Source organism: Streptomyces sp. NPDC050439 (assembly GCF_040655335.1).
GTDB lineage: Bacteria > Actinomycetota > Actinomycetes > Streptomycetales > Streptomycetaceae > Streptomyces.
The window spans coordinates 396,508-416,297 of the sequence record NZ_JBFAJT010000003.1; the positions used below are offsets into that span (position 1 = coordinate 396,508).

Annotated in this window: 18 protein-coding genes; 2 read left to right on the forward strand and 16 right to left on the reverse strand. The window is 69.5% G+C overall.

What is annotated here, in order from left to right; translation table 11 throughout:
- Window positions 1-108: 108 nt before the first annotated feature.
- The 4 genes from AB0I66_RS14810 to AB0I66_RS14825 form a co-directional block, all read right to left on the reverse strand.
- Window positions 109-579 carry a GNAT family N-acetyltransferase gene (locus AB0I66_RS14810; protein ID WP_363208218.1) on the reverse strand — a complete coding sequence of 157 codons (471 nt, stop codon included), beginning with the start codon at window positions 577-579 and terminating at the stop codon, window positions 109-111.
- A complete protein-coding gene (locus tag AB0I66_RS14815) occupies window positions 576-1,517 on the reverse strand; it encodes an RluA family pseudouridine synthase (protein WP_363208219.1) in 942 nt (313 codons plus the stop codon). Before AB0I66_RS14815 ends, AB0I66_RS14810 begins: the two co-directional genes overlap by 4 nt.
- Window positions 1,518-1,577: 60 nt before the next feature.
- The gene (lspA, locus tag AB0I66_RS14820) at window positions 1,578-2,207 is read right to left on the reverse strand and encodes a signal peptidase II (protein ID WP_363208220.1); all 630 of its coding nucleotides are present in this window, start codon (window positions 2,205-2,207) and stop codon (window positions 1,578-1,580) included.
- 78 nt (window positions 2,208-2,285) lie between these two features.
- On the reverse strand, window positions 2,286-3,173 hold the full coding sequence (locus AB0I66_RS14825) for a TraR/DksA C4-type zinc finger protein (protein ID WP_363208221.1): 888 nt from the start codon (window positions 3,171-3,173) through the stop codon (window positions 2,286-2,288).
- A gap of 305 nt (window positions 3,174-3,478) precedes the next feature.
- Between AB0I66_RS14825 and AB0I66_RS14830 the strand changes: the two genes are divergently transcribed.
- Window positions 3,479-3,670, forward strand: a complete 192-nt coding sequence (locus AB0I66_RS14830) for a DUF1059 domain-containing protein (protein ID WP_363208222.1) — start codon at window positions 3,479-3,481, stop codon at window positions 3,668-3,670.
- A gap of 363 nt (window positions 3,671-4,033) precedes the next feature.
- On the forward strand, window positions 4,034-7,174 hold the full coding sequence (ileS, locus tag AB0I66_RS14835) for an isoleucine--tRNA ligase (RefSeq protein WP_363208680.1): 3,141 nt from the start codon (window positions 4,034-4,036) through the stop codon (window positions 7,172-7,174).
- A 155-nt stretch (window positions 7,175-7,329) separates the two neighbouring features.
- Here ileS and AB0I66_RS14840 read toward each other — a convergent pair whose 3' ends face one another.
- From AB0I66_RS14840 to murF, 12 genes are all read right to left on the reverse strand, one after another.
- The gene (locus AB0I66_RS14840) at window positions 7,330-8,424 is read right to left on the reverse strand and encodes a DivIVA domain-containing protein (RefSeq protein WP_363208223.1); all 1,095 of its coding nucleotides are present in this window, start codon (window positions 8,422-8,424) and stop codon (window positions 7,330-7,332) included.
- 46 nt (window positions 8,425-8,470) lie between these two features.
- Window positions 8,471-8,761, reverse strand: a complete 291-nt coding sequence (locus AB0I66_RS14845) for a YggT family protein (RefSeq protein ID WP_363208224.1) — start codon at window positions 8,759-8,761, stop codon at window positions 8,471-8,473.
- Window positions 8,762-8,831: 70 nt separating this feature from the next.
- Window positions 8,832-9,476, reverse strand: coding sequence for a cell division protein SepF (sepF, locus tag AB0I66_RS14850; RefSeq protein ID WP_363208225.1), 645 nt, complete (start codon window positions 9,474-9,476; stop codon window positions 8,832-8,834).
- A 124-nt stretch (window positions 9,477-9,600) separates the two neighbouring features.
- Complete coding sequence (locus AB0I66_RS14855; protein WP_363208226.1) at window positions 9,601-10,320, reverse strand: YggS family pyridoxal phosphate-dependent enzyme; 720 nt, start codon at window positions 10,318-10,320, stop codon at window positions 9,601-9,603.
- Window positions 10,321-10,326: 6 nt separating this feature from the next.
- Window positions 10,327-11,058 (reverse strand): peptidoglycan editing factor PgeF, encoded by a 732-nt coding sequence (pgeF, locus tag AB0I66_RS14860; RefSeq protein WP_363208227.1) that lies wholly within the window; start codon window positions 11,056-11,058, stop codon window positions 10,327-10,329.
- The gene (gene ftsZ / locus AB0I66_RS14865; protein WP_363208228.1) at window positions 11,055-12,281 is read right to left on the reverse strand and encodes a cell division protein FtsZ; all 1,227 of its coding nucleotides are present in this window, start codon (window positions 12,279-12,281) and stop codon (window positions 11,055-11,057) included. Before ftsZ ends, pgeF begins: the two co-directional genes overlap by 4 nt.
- A gap of 275 nt (window positions 12,282-12,556) precedes the next feature.
- Window positions 12,557-13,363, reverse strand: a complete 807-nt coding sequence (locus AB0I66_RS14870; RefSeq protein WP_363208229.1) for an FtsQ-type POTRA domain-containing protein — start codon at window positions 13,361-13,363, stop codon at window positions 12,557-12,559.
- 33 nt (window positions 13,364-13,396) lie between these two features.
- Entirely contained in the window at window positions 13,397-14,491 is a 1,095-nt protein-coding gene (gene murG, locus AB0I66_RS14875; protein WP_361188817.1) for an undecaprenyldiphospho-muramoylpentapeptide beta-N-acetylglucosaminyltransferase, read from the reverse strand.
- Window positions 14,492-14,497: 6 nt separating this feature from the next.
- Window positions 14,498-15,820, reverse strand: coding sequence for a putative lipid II flippase FtsW (ftsW, locus tag AB0I66_RS14880; RefSeq protein ID WP_363208230.1), 1,323 nt, complete (start codon window positions 15,818-15,820; stop codon window positions 14,498-14,500).
- An 80-nt stretch (window positions 15,821-15,900) separates the two neighbouring features.
- Entirely contained in the window at window positions 15,901-17,325 is a 1,425-nt protein-coding gene (gene murD / locus AB0I66_RS14885; protein WP_363208231.1) for a UDP-N-acetylmuramoyl-L-alanine--D-glutamate ligase, read from the reverse strand.
- On the reverse strand, window positions 17,307-18,377 hold the full coding sequence (gene mraY, locus AB0I66_RS14890) for a phospho-N-acetylmuramoyl-pentapeptide-transferase (protein ID WP_160504534.1): 1,071 nt from the start codon (window positions 18,375-18,377) through the stop codon (window positions 17,307-17,309). Before mraY ends, murD begins: the two co-directional genes overlap by 19 nt.
- Window positions 18,374-19,786: a UDP-N-acetylmuramoyl-tripeptide--D-alanyl-D-alanine ligase gene (gene murF / locus AB0I66_RS14895; RefSeq protein WP_363208232.1), complete on the reverse strand. Its 1,413-nt coding sequence runs from the start codon at window positions 19,784-19,786 to the stop codon at window positions 18,374-18,376. Before murF ends, mraY begins: the two co-directional genes overlap by 4 nt.
- Window positions 19,787-19,790 lie beyond the last annotated feature (4 nt).

The following is a 19,790-nucleotide window of genomic DNA, read 5'->3' on the forward strand; positions in this document are numbered from 1 at the left end:
CGGCCCGGGGCTGTCGGGACTGTCCGGGGCTCAGACGATCAAGACCTCAACCCTGCCACGCACTCCCCGCGAACCGGCCGATGCCCCTCCGGGCGCCCGCCCCGCTCGCTAGACCAGCGCCTTGCGCATCGCCCGGTGCGGGATCCCGGCGTCCGGGAACTCGGGGCCGTAGACCTCGTACCCCAGGCGCTCGTAGAACCCGAGGGCGTGCGTCTGCGCGTGCAGGTCGACGGCGGTGAGGTCACGCGCGCGTGCCGCGTCCTCTATCGCCCGCACCAGGGCCGCGCCCACACCGAGGCCGCGCGCCGCCTTGGTCACCGCGAGCCGGCCGAGGGCGCCCACCTCTGCGTTCCCGCCGTTCTTCGCGGCGGCCGCCGCACCGGCGAGCAGGCGGCCCGTGCCCAGCGCAAGACCGTCGTCGCGGACCGCGATGACGTGCACCGCGTCGGCGTCGTACGCGTCGTACTCAAGATCTTCGGGGACCTGCTGCTCCACGACGAAGACTTCCTTGCGGACCGCGAAGCAGGCCTCCAGGTCGTCGGTCCCGACCGCGACCCGGCAGGTGACCGCGGCGCTCACGAGCTCTCCGCGCGGACGCGGTCCAGCGCCTGCTGGAGGTCGTCCGGATAGGTGCTCTCGAACTCCACCCACTGCCCGTCCCCGGGGTGCTCGAAGCCGAGGCGCACCGCGTGCAGCCACTGGCGGGTGAGACCGAGCCGCTTGGAGAGGGTCGGGTCGGCTCCGTACGTCAGGTCGCCCACGCACGGGTGGCGGTGGGCCGCCATGTGCACGCGGATCTGGTGCGTGCGGCCCGTCTCCAGCTTGATGTCGAGCAGCGAGGCCGCGCGGAACGCCTCGATGAGGTCGTAGTGCGTGACGGAGGGCTTGCCCTCGGCCGTGACCGCCCACTTGTAGTCGTGGTTCGGGTGGCGGCCGATGGGGGCGTCGATCGTGCCGCTCATCGGGTCGGGGTGGCCCTGCACGAGCGCGTTGTACCGCTTGTCGACCGTGCGCTCCTTGAACTGCCGCTTCAGGGAGGTGTACGCGCGCTCCGACTTGGCGACCACCATCAGACCGGAGGTGCCCACGTCCAGGCGGTGCACGATGCCCTGGCGCTCGGCGGCACCGGAGGTCGAGATGCGGTACCCGGCGGCCGCGAGGCCGCCGATCACCGTGGTGCCGGTCCAGCCGGGGCTCGGGTGCGCGGCCACGCCCACCGGCTTGACGATCACGAGGATGTCGTCGTCGTCATGGATGATCTCCATGCCCTCAACGGGCTCGGCGACGATCTGCACCGGGGCGGCCGCCTGCGGCATCTCCACCTCCAGCCAGGCGCCGCCGTGCACACGCTCGGACTTGCCGACCACGCTGCCGTCGACCATCACCTTGCCTGCCGCCGCCAGCTCGGCGGCCTTCGTGCGGGAAAAACCGAACATGCGGGAGATGGCGGCGTCGACGCGCTCGCCCTCCAGGCCGTCCGGCACGGGCAGGGTACGGATCTCGGGAATCGTGCTCACCCATTGAGTATGCAGGAGGCCGCCGACAGTCCCGCACCGCGAGCCCCTCGCCCCGGGCGCTCAGTCCTTGTGGACGGTGCCGTCCGGGTCCAGGCCGCGGAAGGACAGGATCACGATCAGGAAGCCGCCGCACACGATCGCCGAGTCGGCGAGGTTGAAGACCGCGAAGCCCTTGGGCGCGATGAAGTCGACCACCGCTCCCTCGAACACACCGGGGGAACGGAAGATCCGGTCGGTGAGGTTGCCCAGGGCGCCGCCCAGCAGCATGCCGAGCGCGATCGCCCACGGCATGCTGTAGAGCTTGCGGGCCAGGCGGGCGATGACCACGATCACCGCCGTCGCGATGAAGGTGAAGATCACGGTGAACGCCTCGCCCATCCCGAAGGCCGCGCCCGCGTTCCGGATGGCGTTGAACTGGAGCCAGTCCCCGATGATCGCGATCGGCTCGTGGTGTTCGAGCTTCGCGACGACGATCATCTTGCTGACGAGATCCAGGGCGTACGCGATCACGGCCACCGCGAACAGGGCCAGGAGCTTGCGCTTCCCCTTGCCCTGGGGGCCCTGCTCGTCCGGCGACGCCGGCTCGTCCTGCCCCGCGGCCTCGCCGGAGCCCGAGGCGGACTGCTCCGGCTCGGCCCCGTCGGCCTCGGGGATATCCGGCGTACCGATGATGCGCTCCGCCTCTGCCACGTGAGTCCCTCAACCTAGGTACCTGACTGGGGACGAGGGTACGGCACACACGTACGGCACCAGGTGGTCAGGCCGCCTTCAGTAGCGCCGTTCCTGCTTCTGCTTGCAGTCCATGCACAGGGTCGCGCGGGGGAAGGCCTGCATCCGCGCCTTGCCGATGGGACTACCGCAGTTCTCGCAGATGCCGTACGTCCCCGCGTCGAGGCGCTCCAGGGCGCGCTCCGTCTGTTCGAGCATCTCGCGCGCGTTGGCGGCCAGCGACATCTCGTGTTCCCGCGTGATGTTCTTCGTGCCGGTGTCCGCGTCGTCGTCGCCCGCGCCGTCCCCGGAGTCGCGCATCAGGCCCGCGAGGGCGTCCTCGGACGAGGCGATCTCGCTGCCGAGCCGCAGTGCCTCGCTCTGGAGCTCCGCGCGGGCCTCCTCGACCTCCTCCGGGGTCCAGGGGTCCTCGCCGGGGCGGACCGCGAGCTCACCGGGCTCCGCGGCGGCGATGCGCGCCTTGGGCACCGCCGTCGGCTTCTTGGCCGCCGTCGCCGTGCCCGGAGTCTTCTTCGTGACCACTGTCGTGGCTCCCGTCGTCTCCGCGGCCTGAGCCGCACCCTCGGCCGCGGTCGCGGCCGTCTTCTTGGCCGTGCTCTTCTTGGCAGCTGTCTTCTTGGCCGCGGGGGCCTTCTTCGCCGCGGCGGCCTTCTTCGAGGCGGGCTCCTTGGCCTCGCTCTCGTCGGCGTCCGTCTTCTTGCCGAGGTCGGCGACCTTGGCGACCGCCTTCTTGGCGACGGCCTTCTTCACGGCAGCCTTCTTCGCCACGGCTTCCTTGGCGGCGGTCTTCTTTGTAGCCGTCTTTGTGGCTGTCTTCTTTGCGGCTGTCTTCTCTGCGGCTGTCTTCGTGGCGGCGGTCTTCTTCGTGTCCGCGCCCGTGGATCTGCCCGACGCCGGATGCTGTACGGCGGTCTTCTTCGCCACCATGGCCGCGGCCCCTTCACATATTGTGATCTTGCTCGCGATTCGTGCTGGGACGATAAATCGACTCAGAGCCCGCGGCAACGGGGCACGCCGCCTGATGCGCCCGCCCCACGGGTGCCGCGCGGCGAGCATGCAAGCGTTGTGCCCAGCTCCCAGCCCGGTAATCCGCCCGTCGGGACGGGCCGGGAACCGGGCTTCCCGCATGTCGCCATTCGGGTCAGCCCGGGCGGCCCCGACCGAACCGGGCCCGAGCTCGTTTCGAGGCCGGAAACGGGAATAAACTGGTGCATAACCGAAGAAGGTGCGTTATGCGCAAAACAGCCGACTGCAGAGAATTCCCGAGCGAGACCAACTGCACCCTCGCCATCTCCGGCGAGGAGGAGGAAGTGGTCCGCGCCGCCAGTGAGCACGCCGTGTCGGTCCACGGCCACACCGACAGCGCGGAGCTGCGCAAGATGGTCCGCGAATCCCTCCGGGACGAGGTCCCCCAGCACGCCTGAAGCCCCCGCGAAAACCGGTCGGCCGCGTTCGCCCGGGGCCCTTACACTGGGCGGAGCGAGAAGCGTGGATGGGGACGAGTAGCGGCGTACGCGGCCATGAGCGACCCGGGGACGGTGTGAGCCCGGGGGCAGGCACGACGTGAAGATCACCCCGGAGCCGCCGGAAGAACCGCCGGCAGTGGACCCCCGGGTCCGCCGCAGGCCAGTAGACCCGGCATCGCGACCCCAATGAGGGGGCTTTTCCGTGCGCCACACGCGCAGGGAAGGCCAAGGAGGGTGGTACCGCGGGAGCACGACAAGGGCTCTCGTCCCTCCGACGGAACGGAATCGTCCGCCGGAGGAAGCGCGTTGAACACGCAGCCGTTGCATTCGCAGCCGCAGTACCGCCAGGTGCCCGCCCAGGTCGACCTGCCCGCCCTTGAGCACGCCGTGCTCGACTTCTGGCGCGAGCAGAAGATCTTCGCCAAGAGCCTGGAGCAGTCCGAGGGCCGCCCCGAGTGGGTGTTCTACGAAGGACCGCCCACCGCCAACGGCATGCCGGGCGCCCACCACATCGAGGCCCGCGTCTTCAAGGACGTCTTCCCGCGCTTCCGCACCATGCGGGGCTACCACGTCGCCCGCAAGGCCGGCTGGGACTGCCACGGCCTGCCGGTCGAGCTCGCGGTCGAGAAGGAGCTCGGGTTCAACGGCAAGAAGGACATCGAGGCGTACGGCATCGCCGAGTTCAACGCCAAGTGCCGCGAGTCCGTGACCCGGCACACCGACGCCTTCGCCGACCTCACGACCCGCATGGGCTACTGGGTCGATCTGGACGACGCGTACCGGACGATGAACCCCGAGTACGTCGACTCCGTCTGGTGGTCCCTGAAGGAGATCTTCAACAAGGACCTCCTCGTCCAGGACCACCGCGTCGCCCCCTGGTGCCCCCGCTGCGGCACGGGCCTCTCCGACCACGAGCTGGCACAGGGGTACGAGACGGTCGTCGACCCCTCCGTCTTCGTCCGCTTCCCGCTCACCGGCGGCCCGCTGGCGGGCGAGGCGGCCCTCCTGGTGTGGACGACCACTCCGTGGACCCTCGTCTCCAACACCGCGGTCGCCGCGCACCCGGACGTCACGTACGTCGTGGCGACGAACGGTGAAGAGAAGCTCGTCGTCGCCGAGCCGCTCGTCGAGAAGGCCCTCGGCGAGGGCTGGGAGACCACGGGACAGACCTTCACCGGCGCCGAGATGGAGCGCTGGACCTACCAGCGCCCCTTCGAGCTGGTCGAGTTCCCGGCTCCCGCGCACTACGTGGTCAACGCCGACTACGTGACCACCGAGGACGGCACCGGTCTGGTCCACCAGTCCCCCGCCTTCGGTGAGGACGACCTCAAGGTCTGCCGCTCGTACGGCCTCCCGGTCGTGAACCCGGTGCGCCCCGACGGCACCTTCGAGGAGGAAGTACCGCTCGTGGGCGGCGTCTTCTTCAAGAAGGCCGACGAAAAGCTCACCGAGGACCTCCAGGACCGCGGCCTGCTCTTCAAGCACATCCCGTACGAGCACAGCTATCCGCACTGCTGGCGGTGCCACACCGCGCTCCTCTACTACGCGCAGCCGTCCTGGTACATCCGCACCACGGCCATCAAGGACCGTCTCCTCCAGGAGAACGAGAAGACCAACTGGTTCCCCGACTCGGTCAAGCACGGCCGCTTCGGCGACTGGCTGAACAACAACGTCGACTGGGCGCTGTCCCGCAACCGCTACTGGGGCACCCCGCTGCCCATCTGGCGCTGCGAGGAAGGCCACTTGACGTGCGTGGGCTCGCGCGCCGAGCTCTCCGACCTGACGGGCACCGACCAGTCGGAGCTCGACCCGCACCGCCCGTACATCGACGCGGTCACCTTCCCCTGCCCGACCTGCCAGGAGACCGCGACGCGCGTCCCCGAGGTCATCGACGCCTGGTACGACTCCGGTTCGATGCCCTTCGCGCAGTGGGGATACCCGTACAAGAACAAGGAGCTCTTCGAGAGCCGGTACCCGGCGCAGTTCATCTCGGAGGCCATCGACCAGACACGCGGCTGGTTCTACACGCTGATGGCGGTCGGCACGCTCGTCTTCGACAAGTCGTCCTACGAGAACGTGGTCTGCCTGGGCCACATCCTCGCCGAGGACGGCCGCAAGATGTCCAAGCACCTGGGCAACATCCTCCAGCCGATCCCGCTCATGGACCAGCACGGCGCCGACGCCGTGCGCTGGTTCATGGCGGCCGGCGGCTCCCCGTGGGCCGCACGCCGCGTGGGCCACGGCACCATCCAGGAGGTCGTCCGCAAGACGCTCCTCACGTACTGGAACACGGTCGCCTTCCAGGCCCTGTACGCCCGTACGTCGAAGTGGGCCCCCAGTGACGCCGACCCGGCTCCCGCGCAGCGCCCGCTCCTGGACCGCTGGCTGCTCAGCGAGCTGCACGCGCTGACCGACCAGGTCACGCAGTCCCTCGAGAGCTATGACACCCAGCGCGCGGGCAAGCTCCTGTCCACGTTCGTCGACAACCTCTCGAACTGGTACGTACGCCGTTCCCGCCGCCGCTTCTGGCAGGGCGACAAGGCGGCCCTGCGCACCCTGCACGAGGTCCTGGAGACGGTCACGCGCCTGATGGCCCCGCTGACGCCGTTCATCACGGAGCGCGTCTGGCAGGACCTGGTGGTGCCGGTCACCCCGGACGCCACGGAGTCGGTCCACCTGACGTCCTGGCCCGAGGCCGACCTGTCGGCGATCGACCCGGAGCTGTCGAAGCAGATGGTGCTCGTGCGCCGCCTGGTGGAGCTGGGCCGCGCCACGCGCGCGGAGTCGGGCGTCAAGACCCGTCAGCCGCTGTCCCGCGCCCTGGTGGCGGCCACGGGCTTCGACTCGCTCAACCCGGAGCTGCACGCGCAGATCACCGAGGAGCTCAACGTCTCCTCGCTCGCGTCGCTCTCCGAGGTCGGCGGGTCACTGGTCGACACGACCGCCAAGGCCAACTTCCGCGCCCTCGGCAAGCGGTTCGGCAAGGGCGTCCAGGCGGTCGCCAAGGCCGTCGCCGACACCGACGCCGCCGCGCTGTCCCTGGCCCTGCGCGAGGGCACGGCGTCGGTCGAGGTGGAGGGCGAGAAGATCACGCTGGCCCCGGACGAGGTCATCATCACGGAGACCCCGCGCGAGGGCTGGTCGGTGGCGTCCGACTCCGGCGCCACGGTCGCCCTCGACCTGGAGATCACCGAGGAGCTGCGCCGGGCCGGCCTGGCCCGTGACGCGATCCGCCTGATCCAGGAGGCCCGCAAGAACAGCGGCCTGGACGTCGCGGACCGGATCGCCCTGCGCTGGACCTCCACGGACCCGGTCGTGCTCACGGCCCTGGCCGACCACGCCGAGCTCATCGCGGACGAGGTCCTCGCCACGGCCTTCGAGCAGGGCGAAGGGGACGACACGTACGGCGAGCCGTTCACGGACGAGTCCCTGTCGCTCACGTTCCGTCTGCGCAAGGCGTAGCCACCGGCAAGCAGCGAAGGCCCGGCCCCGCCAGGAGATCCTGGCGGGGCCGGGCCTTTCCCGTTGTGTGCCTCCCGCACAAAAGGGCGAGGCCCCCAGAAGAACTGGGGGCCTCGCCCTGAACGCTGCCGACGCCTAAGGCGTGGAAACGGCCGTCAGTTGTCGTCCTCGTCGATGAGGAAGCCACGCATCGGCGACGGAGCCTGCTGCATGGGCTGGGGGGCCTGCGGCCGCACCGGCGCCATCGGCTGGGTCATCGCCGGCGACATCTGCTGCTGGCCGCCGTAGGACGGACCGGCGGTGGGCTGGTTGCCGCCCATCGACTGCTGGCCGCCGTATGACGGGGCGCCCGCGCCGGCCGGTGCCATGGAAGGCGCCGGGGACGGCGGAAGGGAAGCCGTCGCCGGGGTCCGCGGCGGGGCCAGCGAGTCGTCGGCCTGGGTCTCCAGCTGACGGAGCTGCGACTCCAGGTAGGACTTCAGACGCGTGCGGTACTCGCGCTCGAAGCCGCGCAGGTCCTCGACCTTGCGCTCCAGCGTGGCGCGGGCGGACTCCAGGGAGCCCATCGCGACGCGGTGCTTCTCCTGCGCGTCCCGCTCCAGGGCGTCAGCCTTGGCACGGGCGTCACGCTCAAGGCCCTCGGCGCGCGAACGAGCCTCGCCGACGATCTTGTTGGCCTCGGAACGGGCCTCCGCGATCGCCTGGTCAGCGGTCTGCTGGGCGAGGGAGAGCACGCGCGCGGCGCTGTCGCCGCCGGGGCCCTGACCGGGCTGGGGCATCTGCGGACCGTGGCCGCCCATGGGTCCACCCATGGGGCCGCCCATCGGACCCTGACCCATCGGGCCGGGACCCTGCGGACCACCCTGCGGGCCGTGCCCACTGGGACCCGCGGGCAGCTGCGGCGCACCACCGGGCAGCTGCGGCGGGCCGCCCATCTGCTGGTGCTGCGGGTGCTGCTGCTGCGGCGGCACCGGCTGCGGTCCTGATATTGCGGCGGGCACCGGGGCGCCCGGACCGCGCTGGTCCTGCGGTTCCGGGGGCTTGCGCATGCCGCCCTGCTGCTGGTTCTGCGCAGCGGCGCGGGTGGCAGCGGCCAGTTTGGCGCGCAAGTCCTCGTTCTCGCGGAGCAAGCGAGTCAGTTCGGCTTCGACCTCATCGAGGAAGGCATCGACCTCGTCCTCGTCATAGCCTTCTCGGAGGCGGACGGTCGTGAACTGCTTGTTCCGCACGTCCTCGGGGGTCAACGGCATCTCTTCACCTCAACGTAGTCGTCGGCATTCGGCAAGACCGTATCGTTCACACAGACACCGACCTGACGACGGTGATCAGGATGTAGACGATGATCATCAGTACGAAGAAGGACAGGTCGAGCGCCACGCCCCCGAGACGCAGCGGCGGGATGAACCGCCGCAGAAGCTTGAGCGGTGGATCAGTGACAGTGTAGGTGGCCTCCAAAATGACCACCATCGCCTTGCCGGGTTGCCATGAGCGGGCGAACTGGAAGACGTAGTCCATGACCAACCGGAAGATCAGCACGATGAGGAAGCACATCAGCGCGATGTAAAGCACTTGCCAGACCACGCCCATGTTCGCGGTTCCCTCTCCCCTGTTACTCGTACTGCGTTCGCCGGTTCTGCGTTACTGCTTCACTTACGTCTCAGCTCTGGTTGAAGAACCCGCCCTCTGCGATGCGAGCCTTGTCCTCCGCCGTTACATCGACGTTAGCAGGCGACAACAGGAACACCTTCTGCGTCACTCGCTCAATGCTGCCATGGAGACCGAACACCAGACCGGCGGCAAAGTCGACAAGTCGCTTCGCATCCGTGTCGTCCATCTCGGTCAGATTCATGATCACCGGAGTGCCCTCGCGGAAGTGTTCCCCGATGGTACGGGCCTCGTTGTACGTCCGCGGGTGCAGCGTGGTGATGCGGTAGGGCTCCCGCTCGGACACGACCTTGGGCATGATCACCGGTGCGTTCTTCTCCAGGCTCTGACGTTCAGGTGTGATGGATGCCACGGGGGCGATACGTGCCGGACGTCCGGATTCCGCGGCTAGCGAAGCGGAATGGGCGGCGGGCTCACGCTGTGCGGGGGGCTGCACCACTCGTACCGATTCGTCCCTTTCAGGCACGTGTGCCTGACGGGACTGATGGGACTGGTGCGGCGGCTCGTGCCGCCTGCGGTCCCTCTCGGGCTCCGGCTCGGGTTCGAACTCGTCATCGGGGTCGAACCCCGGACCGTCGTACCCATCGTCCTCCACGAGGCCGAGGTAGACCGCCATCTTGCGCATCGCGCCGGCCATGCTCTGAGTCCTCCGCTCTGTGGTGGATCGGCTGTCGTCACCAACTGCCCGCGATCCACGAGGCCTCCCCGCCCAACAGCGAGAATGACCATATTTTCTGCTGTGGTCCGACTTCTTGGCGACGTTACCCGAGCCCGGGTCGGACTCCGAGTACCGCCGTACCGACGCGCACATGTGTCGCTCCGGCCGCCACGGCCTGTTCGAGGTCCGCACTCATCCCTGCCGACACCATGTTCGCAGCCGGATGAGTCGCGCGCATGAGGGTTGAGAATTCCATCAGCCGCTCGAACGCCGCCTGTTGCCGACCCGCGTACGGACCGGTGAGCGGCGCCACGGTCATCAGACCGTCGAGCCGCAGCCCCGGGGCCCCGGCCACCAGCCCGGCCAACTCCTCGATCCCGCCGGGACCCACACCCCCGCGCTCGCCCCGGCCGTTCTCCTCGGCGTCGAGGGCGACCTGGATCAGGCAGCCGATCTCCCGCTCGGCCCGCACGGCACCGGCCGACAGGGCGGTGACGAGCTTGGGGCGGTCCACGGACTGGACCACATCGGCATAACTGACCACAGAACGGACCTTGTTGGTCTGCAATTGACCGACGAAGTGCCAGTCGAGAGTCAGATCCGAGCAGTCGGCGGCCTTGGGGGACGCGTCCTGGTCACGGTTCTCGGCGACATGACGCACGCCGAGTTCCGAGAGGATCCGCACATCGCTCGCGGGATAGGTCTTGGTGACCACGATCAGGGTCACCTCTTCCCGCTTGCGTCCGGCCGCCGCGCACGCCGCGGCGATGCGCTCCTCGACCTGCGCCAGATTTGCGGCGAGTTGAGACTTACGGTCCGTCATGCCCTATCAGTCCAGCCAGACATAGCCCGCGAGACGACCGGTGGTCCGGTCGCGGCGGTAAGAGAAGTGGTCACCGGATTCCAGGGTGCACACCGGCGACTGCTCCCGGTCACGCACCCCGAGCCGCTCCAGCTGGGCGTGCACCCCCGCGGTCACGTCGACCGCGGGCGTGCCCCAGCTCGTCTCGGCGTACGCCGCGGGCTCGATCGCGGCGACATCGGCGCGCATCTCCTTTGGCACCTCGTAGCAGCGGCCGCAGACTGCGGGGCCGGTGCGGGCGACCACACGGGCCGGGTCCGCGCCGAGCTTCACCATCGCCTCGACGGCCGCGGGCACGACCCCGGCGATCATGCCGGGCCTGCCCGCGTGCGCCGCGGCGGCCACCTTGGCCACCGGGTCGGCGAGCAGGACGGGCGTGCAGTCCGCGGTGAGGACCGCCAGGGCGAGGCCGCGGCGGGCGGTCACCACGGCGTCGACCGCCGGGATCTCGGCGTCGGAGCCCCAGGGCCCGTCGACCACGACGACATCGGGGCCATGGACCTGGTTCATCCAGACCACACGCCCCGGCTCGATGCCCAGCGACGTGGCGGCCAGCGCACGGTTCGTGCGCACGGCCTCGGGATCGTCGCCGACCGCGCCGCCGAGATTGAGCTGTTCGTACGGAACGGCGCTCACTCCGCCCCACCTGTCGGTGAAGGCGAAGTGCGCGCCGCTCACGGTGCTGTGCGGGCTTATCACTTCAGGAAGTCCGGCACGTCCAGCTCTTCGGCCTGGCTGTCCGAGTAGGGACGGGCCGGCGGCACCTGCGGCGGGGCCACGGGCGCGGACGGGGTTTCGTTGACCGGGGTCACCTCGACCGGCTCCGGGGCCGACGGCTCCTCGTGCGACGTGACGCTGCCGAGGCCGCCGTAAGGCGAACGGGACTCGGCCGGACGGCTCGTGGCCGCCGGCGTCTCGTCACGCTGCTTGCCCGCCGACGCCGAGCCGAGGACGGTGTCGCGCTTGGACGGCGGCTGCCCGCCGTCGAAGCCCGCCGCGATGACGGTGACCCGGACCTCGTCGCCCAGGGCGTCGTCGATGACGGCGCCGAAGATGATGTTGGCCTCGGGGTGGGCCGCCTCGCTGACCAGTTGGGCCGCTTCGTTGATCTCGAAGAGGCCGAGGTCGGAGCCGCCGGAGATGGAGAGCAGGACTCCCCGCGCTCCGTCGATGGACGCCTCCAGGAGCGGCGAGGAGATCGCCATCTCGGCGGCGGCCACCGCGCGGTCGTCGCCGCGGGCCGAGCCGATGCCCATGAGGGCCGAACCGGCCTCGGACATGACCGACTTGACGTCGGCGAAGTCGAGGTTGATCAGACCCGGGGTCGTGATGAGGTCGGTGATGCCCTGGACACCGGAGAGCAGGACCTGGTCCGCCGACTTGAAGGCGTCCAGAACGCTGACCTGGCGGTCCGAGATGGACAGGAGCCGGTCGTTGGGGATGACGATGAGGGTGTCGACCTCTTCGCGCAGCTCCGCGATCCCGTCCTCGGCCTGGTTGGCGCGACGACGGCCCTCGAAGGTGAACGGGCGGGTCACGACGCCGATGGTCAGGGCGCCCAGGGAGCGGGCGATGTTGGCGACGACAGGTGCGCCGCCGGTGCCGGTGCCACCGCCTTCGCCGGCGGTCACGAAGACCATGTCGGCCCCCTTGAGGACCTCCTCGATCTCCTCGCGGTGGTCCTCGGCCGCCTTGCGGCCGACTGCCGGGTTGGCTCCGGCGCCGAGGCCACGGGTGAGTTCCCGGCCTACGTCGAGCTTGACGTCGGCGTCGCTCATCAACAGGGCTTGCGCGTCGGTGTTGATGGCGATGAACTCGACGCCCTTGAGACCGACCTCGATCATCCGGTTGATGGCATTGACACCACCGCCGCCGACACCGATGACTTTGATGACTGCGAGGTAGTTCTGCGGTGCTGCCACGTCGAAGGCCTCTCGCCTCGAGTTACGTGTCGCCGCCTCGCGGTCAAGCGCCGCGACGACTGATGCCGAATGGGACGGTCCGAACGCCGACCCGAACCCTAACGCTGAAGTTTAGGGTTACCAGTGTGTCTGTTCCTTGGACTCTTCCGAACAGGACACTAAGTCGACAAGTGGCGCACGTTCAACGAACACGCCGAACCTCCCGTTTTTCTTTTCACCCTATGTGATCAGCCGTAGCGCTGCCGAACCAGGGTGCTGGCCTGCGACGATATGCGTCAACTCGCCGACGAGGCGGGGGCGGTGGGGACACTCACATCGAAGTGCCCTGCCTTGGGGGCGGCTTTCATCAGGGCGCTGAGTGTGCTTGCCTTCGTCCGGCCCTTCTCGCTGCTGCCCCACTCCACGGTGCGTCCGCCGCTCAACTCCAACGAGATGGAGTCGTACGAACGGACCTTGACGGCTCGAGTATCGCGGGCGACCGGTGCGGGCAGCGCACCCGCGACCTGCACTGCCTCTCGCCGGAGTCGGTGCGAGTCAAAACGGCGCAGACTCGCCTCCGCGTTCTCCTGATCCGGCCTCAATTCGAGCAGCGGAACACCCTTGGGCGCGCGTCCACTCGTGGCGAATCGCACTCCCTTGACGTCCACTTCGACGAACTTTTCGCCCTTTTCGATGAGCAGAACCGGCTTGCGTTCGGTCACTTTCAGACCGATCGAGTGCGGCCAGGACCGGTCGACCTCGACCGAGTCGATACGCGGAAGTCTCTTCCGCAGCCGGTCCTCGATGGCATCGGTGTCGACCGAGATCAGGGGTGACCCGACCGGGGCCGCGGCCGCGTCGAGCACCTCCTGGGGCGTCAGGACCCGGGTCCCCGACGTCGTCACGCGCTCCACGCGCAGCCACTGCGAGCCGTAGAACAGCCAAAACCCTCCCGTACCGACCAGCGCGAGTGCGATCAGCGAGAGGATCAGGGTGCGCGGGCGCGGCATGCGGACGCGGGGTCCCCGAGTACGCGGAGGGCGGGGCGGGCGGGACCCACCAGAAGCGGGCTTCTGCCGTTCGGCGGTGGTCGGTCCGGCCACGGTCCCCTGCCTTCTCGCGCTTCTAGTGGCGTCTCACCCGTTGCGGCGTGAGGCGATCGCCTCGTACACCATGCCGACGAGGAGGTCGTCGGCGTCCCTTCGGCCGAACTCCGAGGCCGCACGGGACATCTCGTACAGCCGGTGCGGATCGGCGAGCACCGGAAGCACGTTGCCCTGCACCCACTCGGGCGTCAGTTCGGCGTCGTCCACCAGGAGTCCACCGCCGGCCTTGACCACCGGCTGGGCGTTCAGCCGCTGTTCGCCGTTGCCGATGGGCAGCGGGACGTAGGCGGCCGGCAGCCCGACGGCGGAGAGTTCGGCGACGGTCATCGCGCCCGCACGGCAGAGCATCATGTCCGCCGCGGCGTACGCGAGGTCCATCCGGTCCACGTACGGTACCGGGATGTAGGGCGGCATACCGGGCATGTTCTCGACGTACGGCATTTCGTTCTTCGGGCCGACCGCGTGCAGGATCTGGATTCCGGCGCGCTGCAGGACCGGAGCGACCTGCTGGACGACCTCGTTGAGGCGCCGTGCGCCCTGCGAGCCACCGGAGACGAGCAGCGTCGGGAGGTTCGGGTCGAGGCCGAAGGCGGCGCGCGCCTCCGGGCGGACCCGGGCCCTGTCGAGCGTGGCGATGGTGTGGCGCAGCGGGATGCCGATATAGCGGGAGTTGCGCAGCTTGCTGTCCGGCGTGGCGACGGCCACCCCGGCGGCGTACCGCGAACCGATCTTGTTGGCGAGGCCGGGGCGCGCGTTGGCCTCGTGCACGACGATCGGCGTGCCCGTCCGCTTGGCCGCGAGGTACCCCGGCAGTGCGACGTAGCCGCCGAAGCCGACCACGCAGTCCGCCTTCGTGCGCTCCAGGATCTGCTCGGCCGCCTTGATCGTGCCGCGCAGCCGTCCCGGGACGGTGATCAGCTCAGGAGTGGGCTTGCGCGGCAGCGGAACGGCCGGGATCAGCGCGAGTTCGTAGCCCCGCTCGGGTACGAGTCGGGTCTCGAGTCCACGCTCCGTGCCCAGGGCCGTGATGCCCACGGTCGGGTCCTGCCTCCGCAGGGCGTCCGCGAGGGCGAGCGCGGGCTCGATGTGGCCGGCGGTCCCCCCACCGGCGAGTACGACATGCACCGAAATTCACCGCTCTCCGGACGAACGCGCCTTGACGCGCCGTCTCATCGTGTTCCATCTCACCCGAGGTTGCCGCATGGCCAGGGCCGCCTTTGCCGCCGGGTCCTGTCGCGCGAAGGCGATGAGGAGTCCGATGGCGAACATGGTCGGCAGCAGGGCCGAACCCCCGTAGGAGAACAGCGGGAGCGGGACACCGGCGATCGGCAGCAGACCGAGCACCGCACCGACGTTGATCACGGCCTGCGCCGTGATCCAGGTGGTCACGCCTCCCGCGGCATACCGTACGAAGGGGTCCTCCGTGCGTCCGGCCACGCGGATACCCGCATAGCCTAGAGCCGCGAACAGGGCGAGCACCGACAGCGTCCCCGCCAGGCCGAGTTCCTCCCCTGTGATGGCGAAGATGAAGTCGGTGTGCGGTTCCGGCAGTTGACCCCATTTTTCCACACTCGCGCCGAGGCCGGAACCGAAGAATCCGCCGGAGGCCAGGGCGTAGATGCCGTGCACGGCCTGCCAGCACTGGTCGCCGGGGCCCGGATCGGTGGCGCCGATGCAGGCGAGCCTCGCCATGCGGTTGGGGCTGGTCTTGATGAGGATCACGCCGAGCAGGGCCGCGATCGAGAGCACTCCCGCGAAGAGCCGCGTGGGCGCCCCCGCGAGCCAGAGCAGGCCGAAAAGGATCGCCGTGAGGATGATCGCCGTGCCCATGTCGCCGCCCAGCATGATCAGGCCGAGCAGCATGAAGGCGACCGGGACGAGCGGCACCAGCATGTGCTTCCACTGGGTGAGGAGCCGCTTGTCGTGTTTGCGGGCGAGCAGATCGGCGCCCCACAGGACGAGGGCGAGCTTGGCGAACTCACTGGGCTGGAGCTGGAAGGGGCCGCCCAGATAGATCCAGTTCTGGTTTCCGTTGACGCTGCGCCCTATCCCGGGGACCTGCACGAGCACCATCAAAAAGACGGTCACGGCGAGGATGGGATAGGCGAGCGCCCGGTGCAGCTTGACGGGCATCCGCATGGCCACGAGCAGCAGGATCGAGCCCAGCACGGCGGCGACGAACTGCTTGCGGAAGAAGTACGCGGCGGGCAGGTCGAGCTGCAGCGCCTGGATCATCGACGCCGAGTAGACCATCACCAGGCCGAGCACGGTGATCAGCAGGCTGCTGCCGAAGATGAGGTAGTAGGCCGTCAACGGCCGGTCCCAGGCGCGCTTGACCCGGGTGACGAACCGCCGCACCGCGTTCTCGCTCGGCGGGCGCGGAGCCCGCGGGGAGCGGACCGGCGCGGGCCGCCTGGCAAGGCGCGTGGGCGCGCGCCCGCTACTGCCGGCCATAAGGACCCCCGCCCAGCCACCAAGACGCTGCCACGTGCCCTCCTAAGGGTGCCGGGCGCCCCGGGCCGCTGGGGCCCGCGTCAGGCGCTCGCGCCGAGTTCGCGGACCGCGTCCGCGAACGCGTCACCACGCTTGTTGTAGTTGGTGAACATGTCCATCGACGCACAGGCCGGAGCCATCAGTACGGTGTCCCCCGGCTCCGCGAGCCGTGCCGCCTGTCGTACCGCCTCGGACATCGCCCCAGTGTCGGTCCGGTCGAGGTCGACGACCGGGACCTCGGGCGCGTGTCGCGCCAGGGCTTCGCGGATCAGCGCGCGGTCCGCGCCGATCAGGACGACACCCCGAAGCCGCTTGGCCGACTTGGTGACGAGCTCGTCGAAGGTGGCGCCCTTGGCGAGCCCGCCCGCGATCCAGACGATCGATTCGTACGCCGCCAACGAGGCTTCCGCGGCGTGGGTGTTGGTGGCCTTGGAGTCGTCCACGTACGCCACCTCGGCCACGTCGGCGACATGTTCGATGCGGTGGGCGTCCGGACGGAAGGCGCGCAGGCCGTCGCGCACGGCCGTCGCGGGCACGCCGTAGGCGCGCGCGAGAGCGGCCGCGGCCAGGGCGTTGGCGATGTTGTGCGGCGCGGGCGGCTGCACGTCGGAGATCTCGGCGAGCTCCTGCGCCTGCTTCTGACGGTCCGGCACGAACGCACGGTCGACCAGAATGCCGTCCACGACGCCCAGTTGCGAGGGCGCGGGCGCATTCAGCGTGAAACCGATGGCACGGCAGCCCTCTTCGACGTCGGCCTCGCGGACGAGGTCCTCCGTCGCTTTGTCGGCCACGTTGTAGACGCAGGCGACCTGATTGCCCTCGTACACGCGGCCCTTGTCAGCGGCGTACGCCTCCATGGAGCCGTGCCAGTCCAGGTGGTCGGGCGCGAGGTTCAGGACGGCCGCGGAGTGGGCGCGCAGCGAGGGCGCCCAGTGCAGCTGATAGCTGGAGAGCTCGACGGCGAGCACGTCGTACGGCTCGTCGCCGGTGACGACGTCGAGCAGCGAGACCCCGATGTTGCCGACGGCGGCGGTCCGCAGACCGGCCGCCTCCAGGATCGAGGCCAGCATCCGTACGGTCGTGGTCTTGCCGTTCGTGCCGGTGACCGCGAGCCAGGGAGCGGCGTCGGGGCCGCGCAGGCGCCAGGCCAGCTCGACGTCGCCCCACACCTCGACGCCGGCCGCCTCGGCAGCCGCGAAGAGCGGCTTGCCGGGCTTCCAGCCGGGTGCGGTGACGACGAGCTCGGTGCCTTCGGGCAGGGTGTCGCCGTCGCCGAGGCGGACGGTGACGCCCAGGGCCTCGAGTTCGGCGGCCTGCGTGCGGGAACGCTCGTCGTCGCCTTCGTTGACGACGGTGACGACGGCTCCGAGGCCGTGCAGCACGCGGGCCGCCGGGACGCCCGAGACACCGAGCCCCGCGACAGTGACGTTCTTTCCTGCCCAGGTCATTACTTCTTGGCTGCCCATCCTGCGTAGAAGAGGCCGAGTCCGACGATCACGCACATGCCCTGGATGATCCAGAAGCGGACCACCACAAGGACCTCGGACCACCCCTTGAGTTCGAAGTGGTGCTGCAGTGGCGCCATGCGGAAGACGCGCTTGCCGGTCATGCGGAAGGAGCCGACCTGGATGACGACCGACATCGTGATGAGCACGAAGAGGCCGCCGAGCAGGGCGAGGAGCATCTCGGTGCGCGAGCAGATCGCGAGTCCGGCGAGCGCGCCGCCGAGGGCGAGCGAGCCGGTGTCACCCATGAAGATCTTGGCGGGCGAGGTGTTCCACCACAGGAAGCCGAAGCAGGCACCCATCAGCGCGGAGGCCACCACGGCCAGGTCGAGTGGGTCTCTGACCTCGAAACACGCCTGTGGGTTGGTCAGCGTGACGGCGTTGGCGCAGGACTCCTGGTACTGCCAGACACCGATGAAGGTGTACGCGCCGAAGACCATCACCGAGGCGCCGGTGGCGAGGCCGTCGAGGCCGTCGGTGAGGTTCACGCCGTTCGACATCGCGAGAATCATGAACAGCGCCCAGACCACGAAGAGCACCGGGCCGATCGACCAGCCGAAGTCCGTGACGAACGACAGCTTGGTGGAGGCCGGGGTCTGGTTGCGGTTGTCCGGCCAGTTCAGCGCCAGCACGGCGAAGCCGATGCCGACGATCAGCTGTCCGGCCATCTTCGCCTTGGCGCGCAGACCGAGCGAACGCTGCTTGACGATCTTGATGTAGTCGTCGAGGAAGCCGACGAGGCCCATGCCCGCCATCAGGAAGAGCACGAGGAGTCCGGAGAGCGTGGTCTCCGTACCCGTGATGATCTTCGTGAGGAAGTACGCGATGAGCGTCGCGAGGATGAAGGCGATGCCACCCATGGTCGGCGTACCGCGCTTGCTGTGGTGCTCGCGCGGGCCGTCGTCCCGGATGAACTGCCCATAGCCCTTGCGGGCCAGGAACTTGATCAGGAGCGGGGTTCCGACCAGGGTCAGGAAGAGCCCGATCACACCCGCGAAGAGGATCTGCCTCATCGGCCGGCGACCTGCCCCTCGGACGACGCGGCGTCATCGAGCAGCGCCGTGGCGACCCGCTCGAGACCGACCGATCTGGAAGCCTTCACCAGCACGACGTCTCCCGGGCGCAGCTCGCTGCGCAGCAGGTCGATCGCCGCCTGTGCGTCGGACACGTGCACCGACTCCTCACCCCACGAACCCTCGTTGTATGCGCCCAGTTGGAGCCAGGACGCTTCCCTGCCCCCGACTGCCACGAGCTTGCTCACGTTCAGCCGGACAGCGAGCCGTCCGACCGCGTCGTGTTCGGCGAGCCCCTCGTCACCGAGCTCGGCCATATGACCGAGCACCGCCCACGTACGACGTCCCTTGGCCATGGACGCGAGCGCGCGCAGGGCGGCTCGCATGGACTCGGGGTTCGCGTTGTAGGCGTCGTTGACGACCGTCACGCCGTCCGGGCGCTCGGTGACCTCCATCCGCCAGCGGGACAGCGTGCCCGCCTCGGAGAGCGCGCGGGCGATCTCGTCTGCGGACATGCCCAGCTCATGGGCGACGGCGGCCGCGGCAAGCGCGTTCGACACGTGGTGCTCACCGTACAGCCGCAAGGTCACGTCGCTGCACCCGGAGGGTGTGTGCAGCGTAAAGGCAGGCTGTCCGATCTCCGTGAGCCGGACATTCTCGGCACGTACGTCGGCGTCGGCGGCCTCTCCGAAGAGCAGGACGCGCGCCTTCGTGCGCGAAGCCATGGCGCGGACGAGCGGGTCGTCGGCGTTGAGGACGGCGGTGCCGTCGGCGGGGAGACTCTCGACGAGTTCACCCTTCGCCACTGCGATCTGCTCGCGTCCGCCGAACTCGCCGATGTGGGCGGTGCCGACGTTGAGCACGAGGCCGATCTTCGGCGGGGTGAGGCCGGTGAGGTAGCGGATGTGGCCGATGCCGCGTGCGCCCATCTCCAGGACGAGGAACTTCGTCTCGTCGGTGGCGCTGAGGGCGGTGAGCGGCAGGCCGATCTCGTTGTTGAGCGAGCCCGGCGTGAAGACCGTGGGCGCCTTGCTCCGCAGGACCTGGGCGAGCAGGTCCTTGGAGCTCGTCTTGCCGACCGAACCGGTGAGCGCCACGAGCGTGGCGCCAAGGCGCTCCACGACGTGCCGCGCGAGGGCGCCGATCGCCACCTGCACGTCGTCGACGACGATGGCGGGCACGCCGACGGGGCGCGCTGCCAGGACGGCGGCGGCGCCCGCCTCGATCACCGCGGACGCGTAGTCGTGGCCGTCGACGCGCTCGCCGGCGAAGGCGACGAAGAGGCTGCCGGGCTCCACTTCACGGGAGTCCCTGACGACCGGTCCGGTGACCTGGACGGACGGATCCGGTATGTCGTACGTCTGCCCGCCGACGACACGGGCGATCTCGGCGAGGGAGAGGGCGATCACAGAT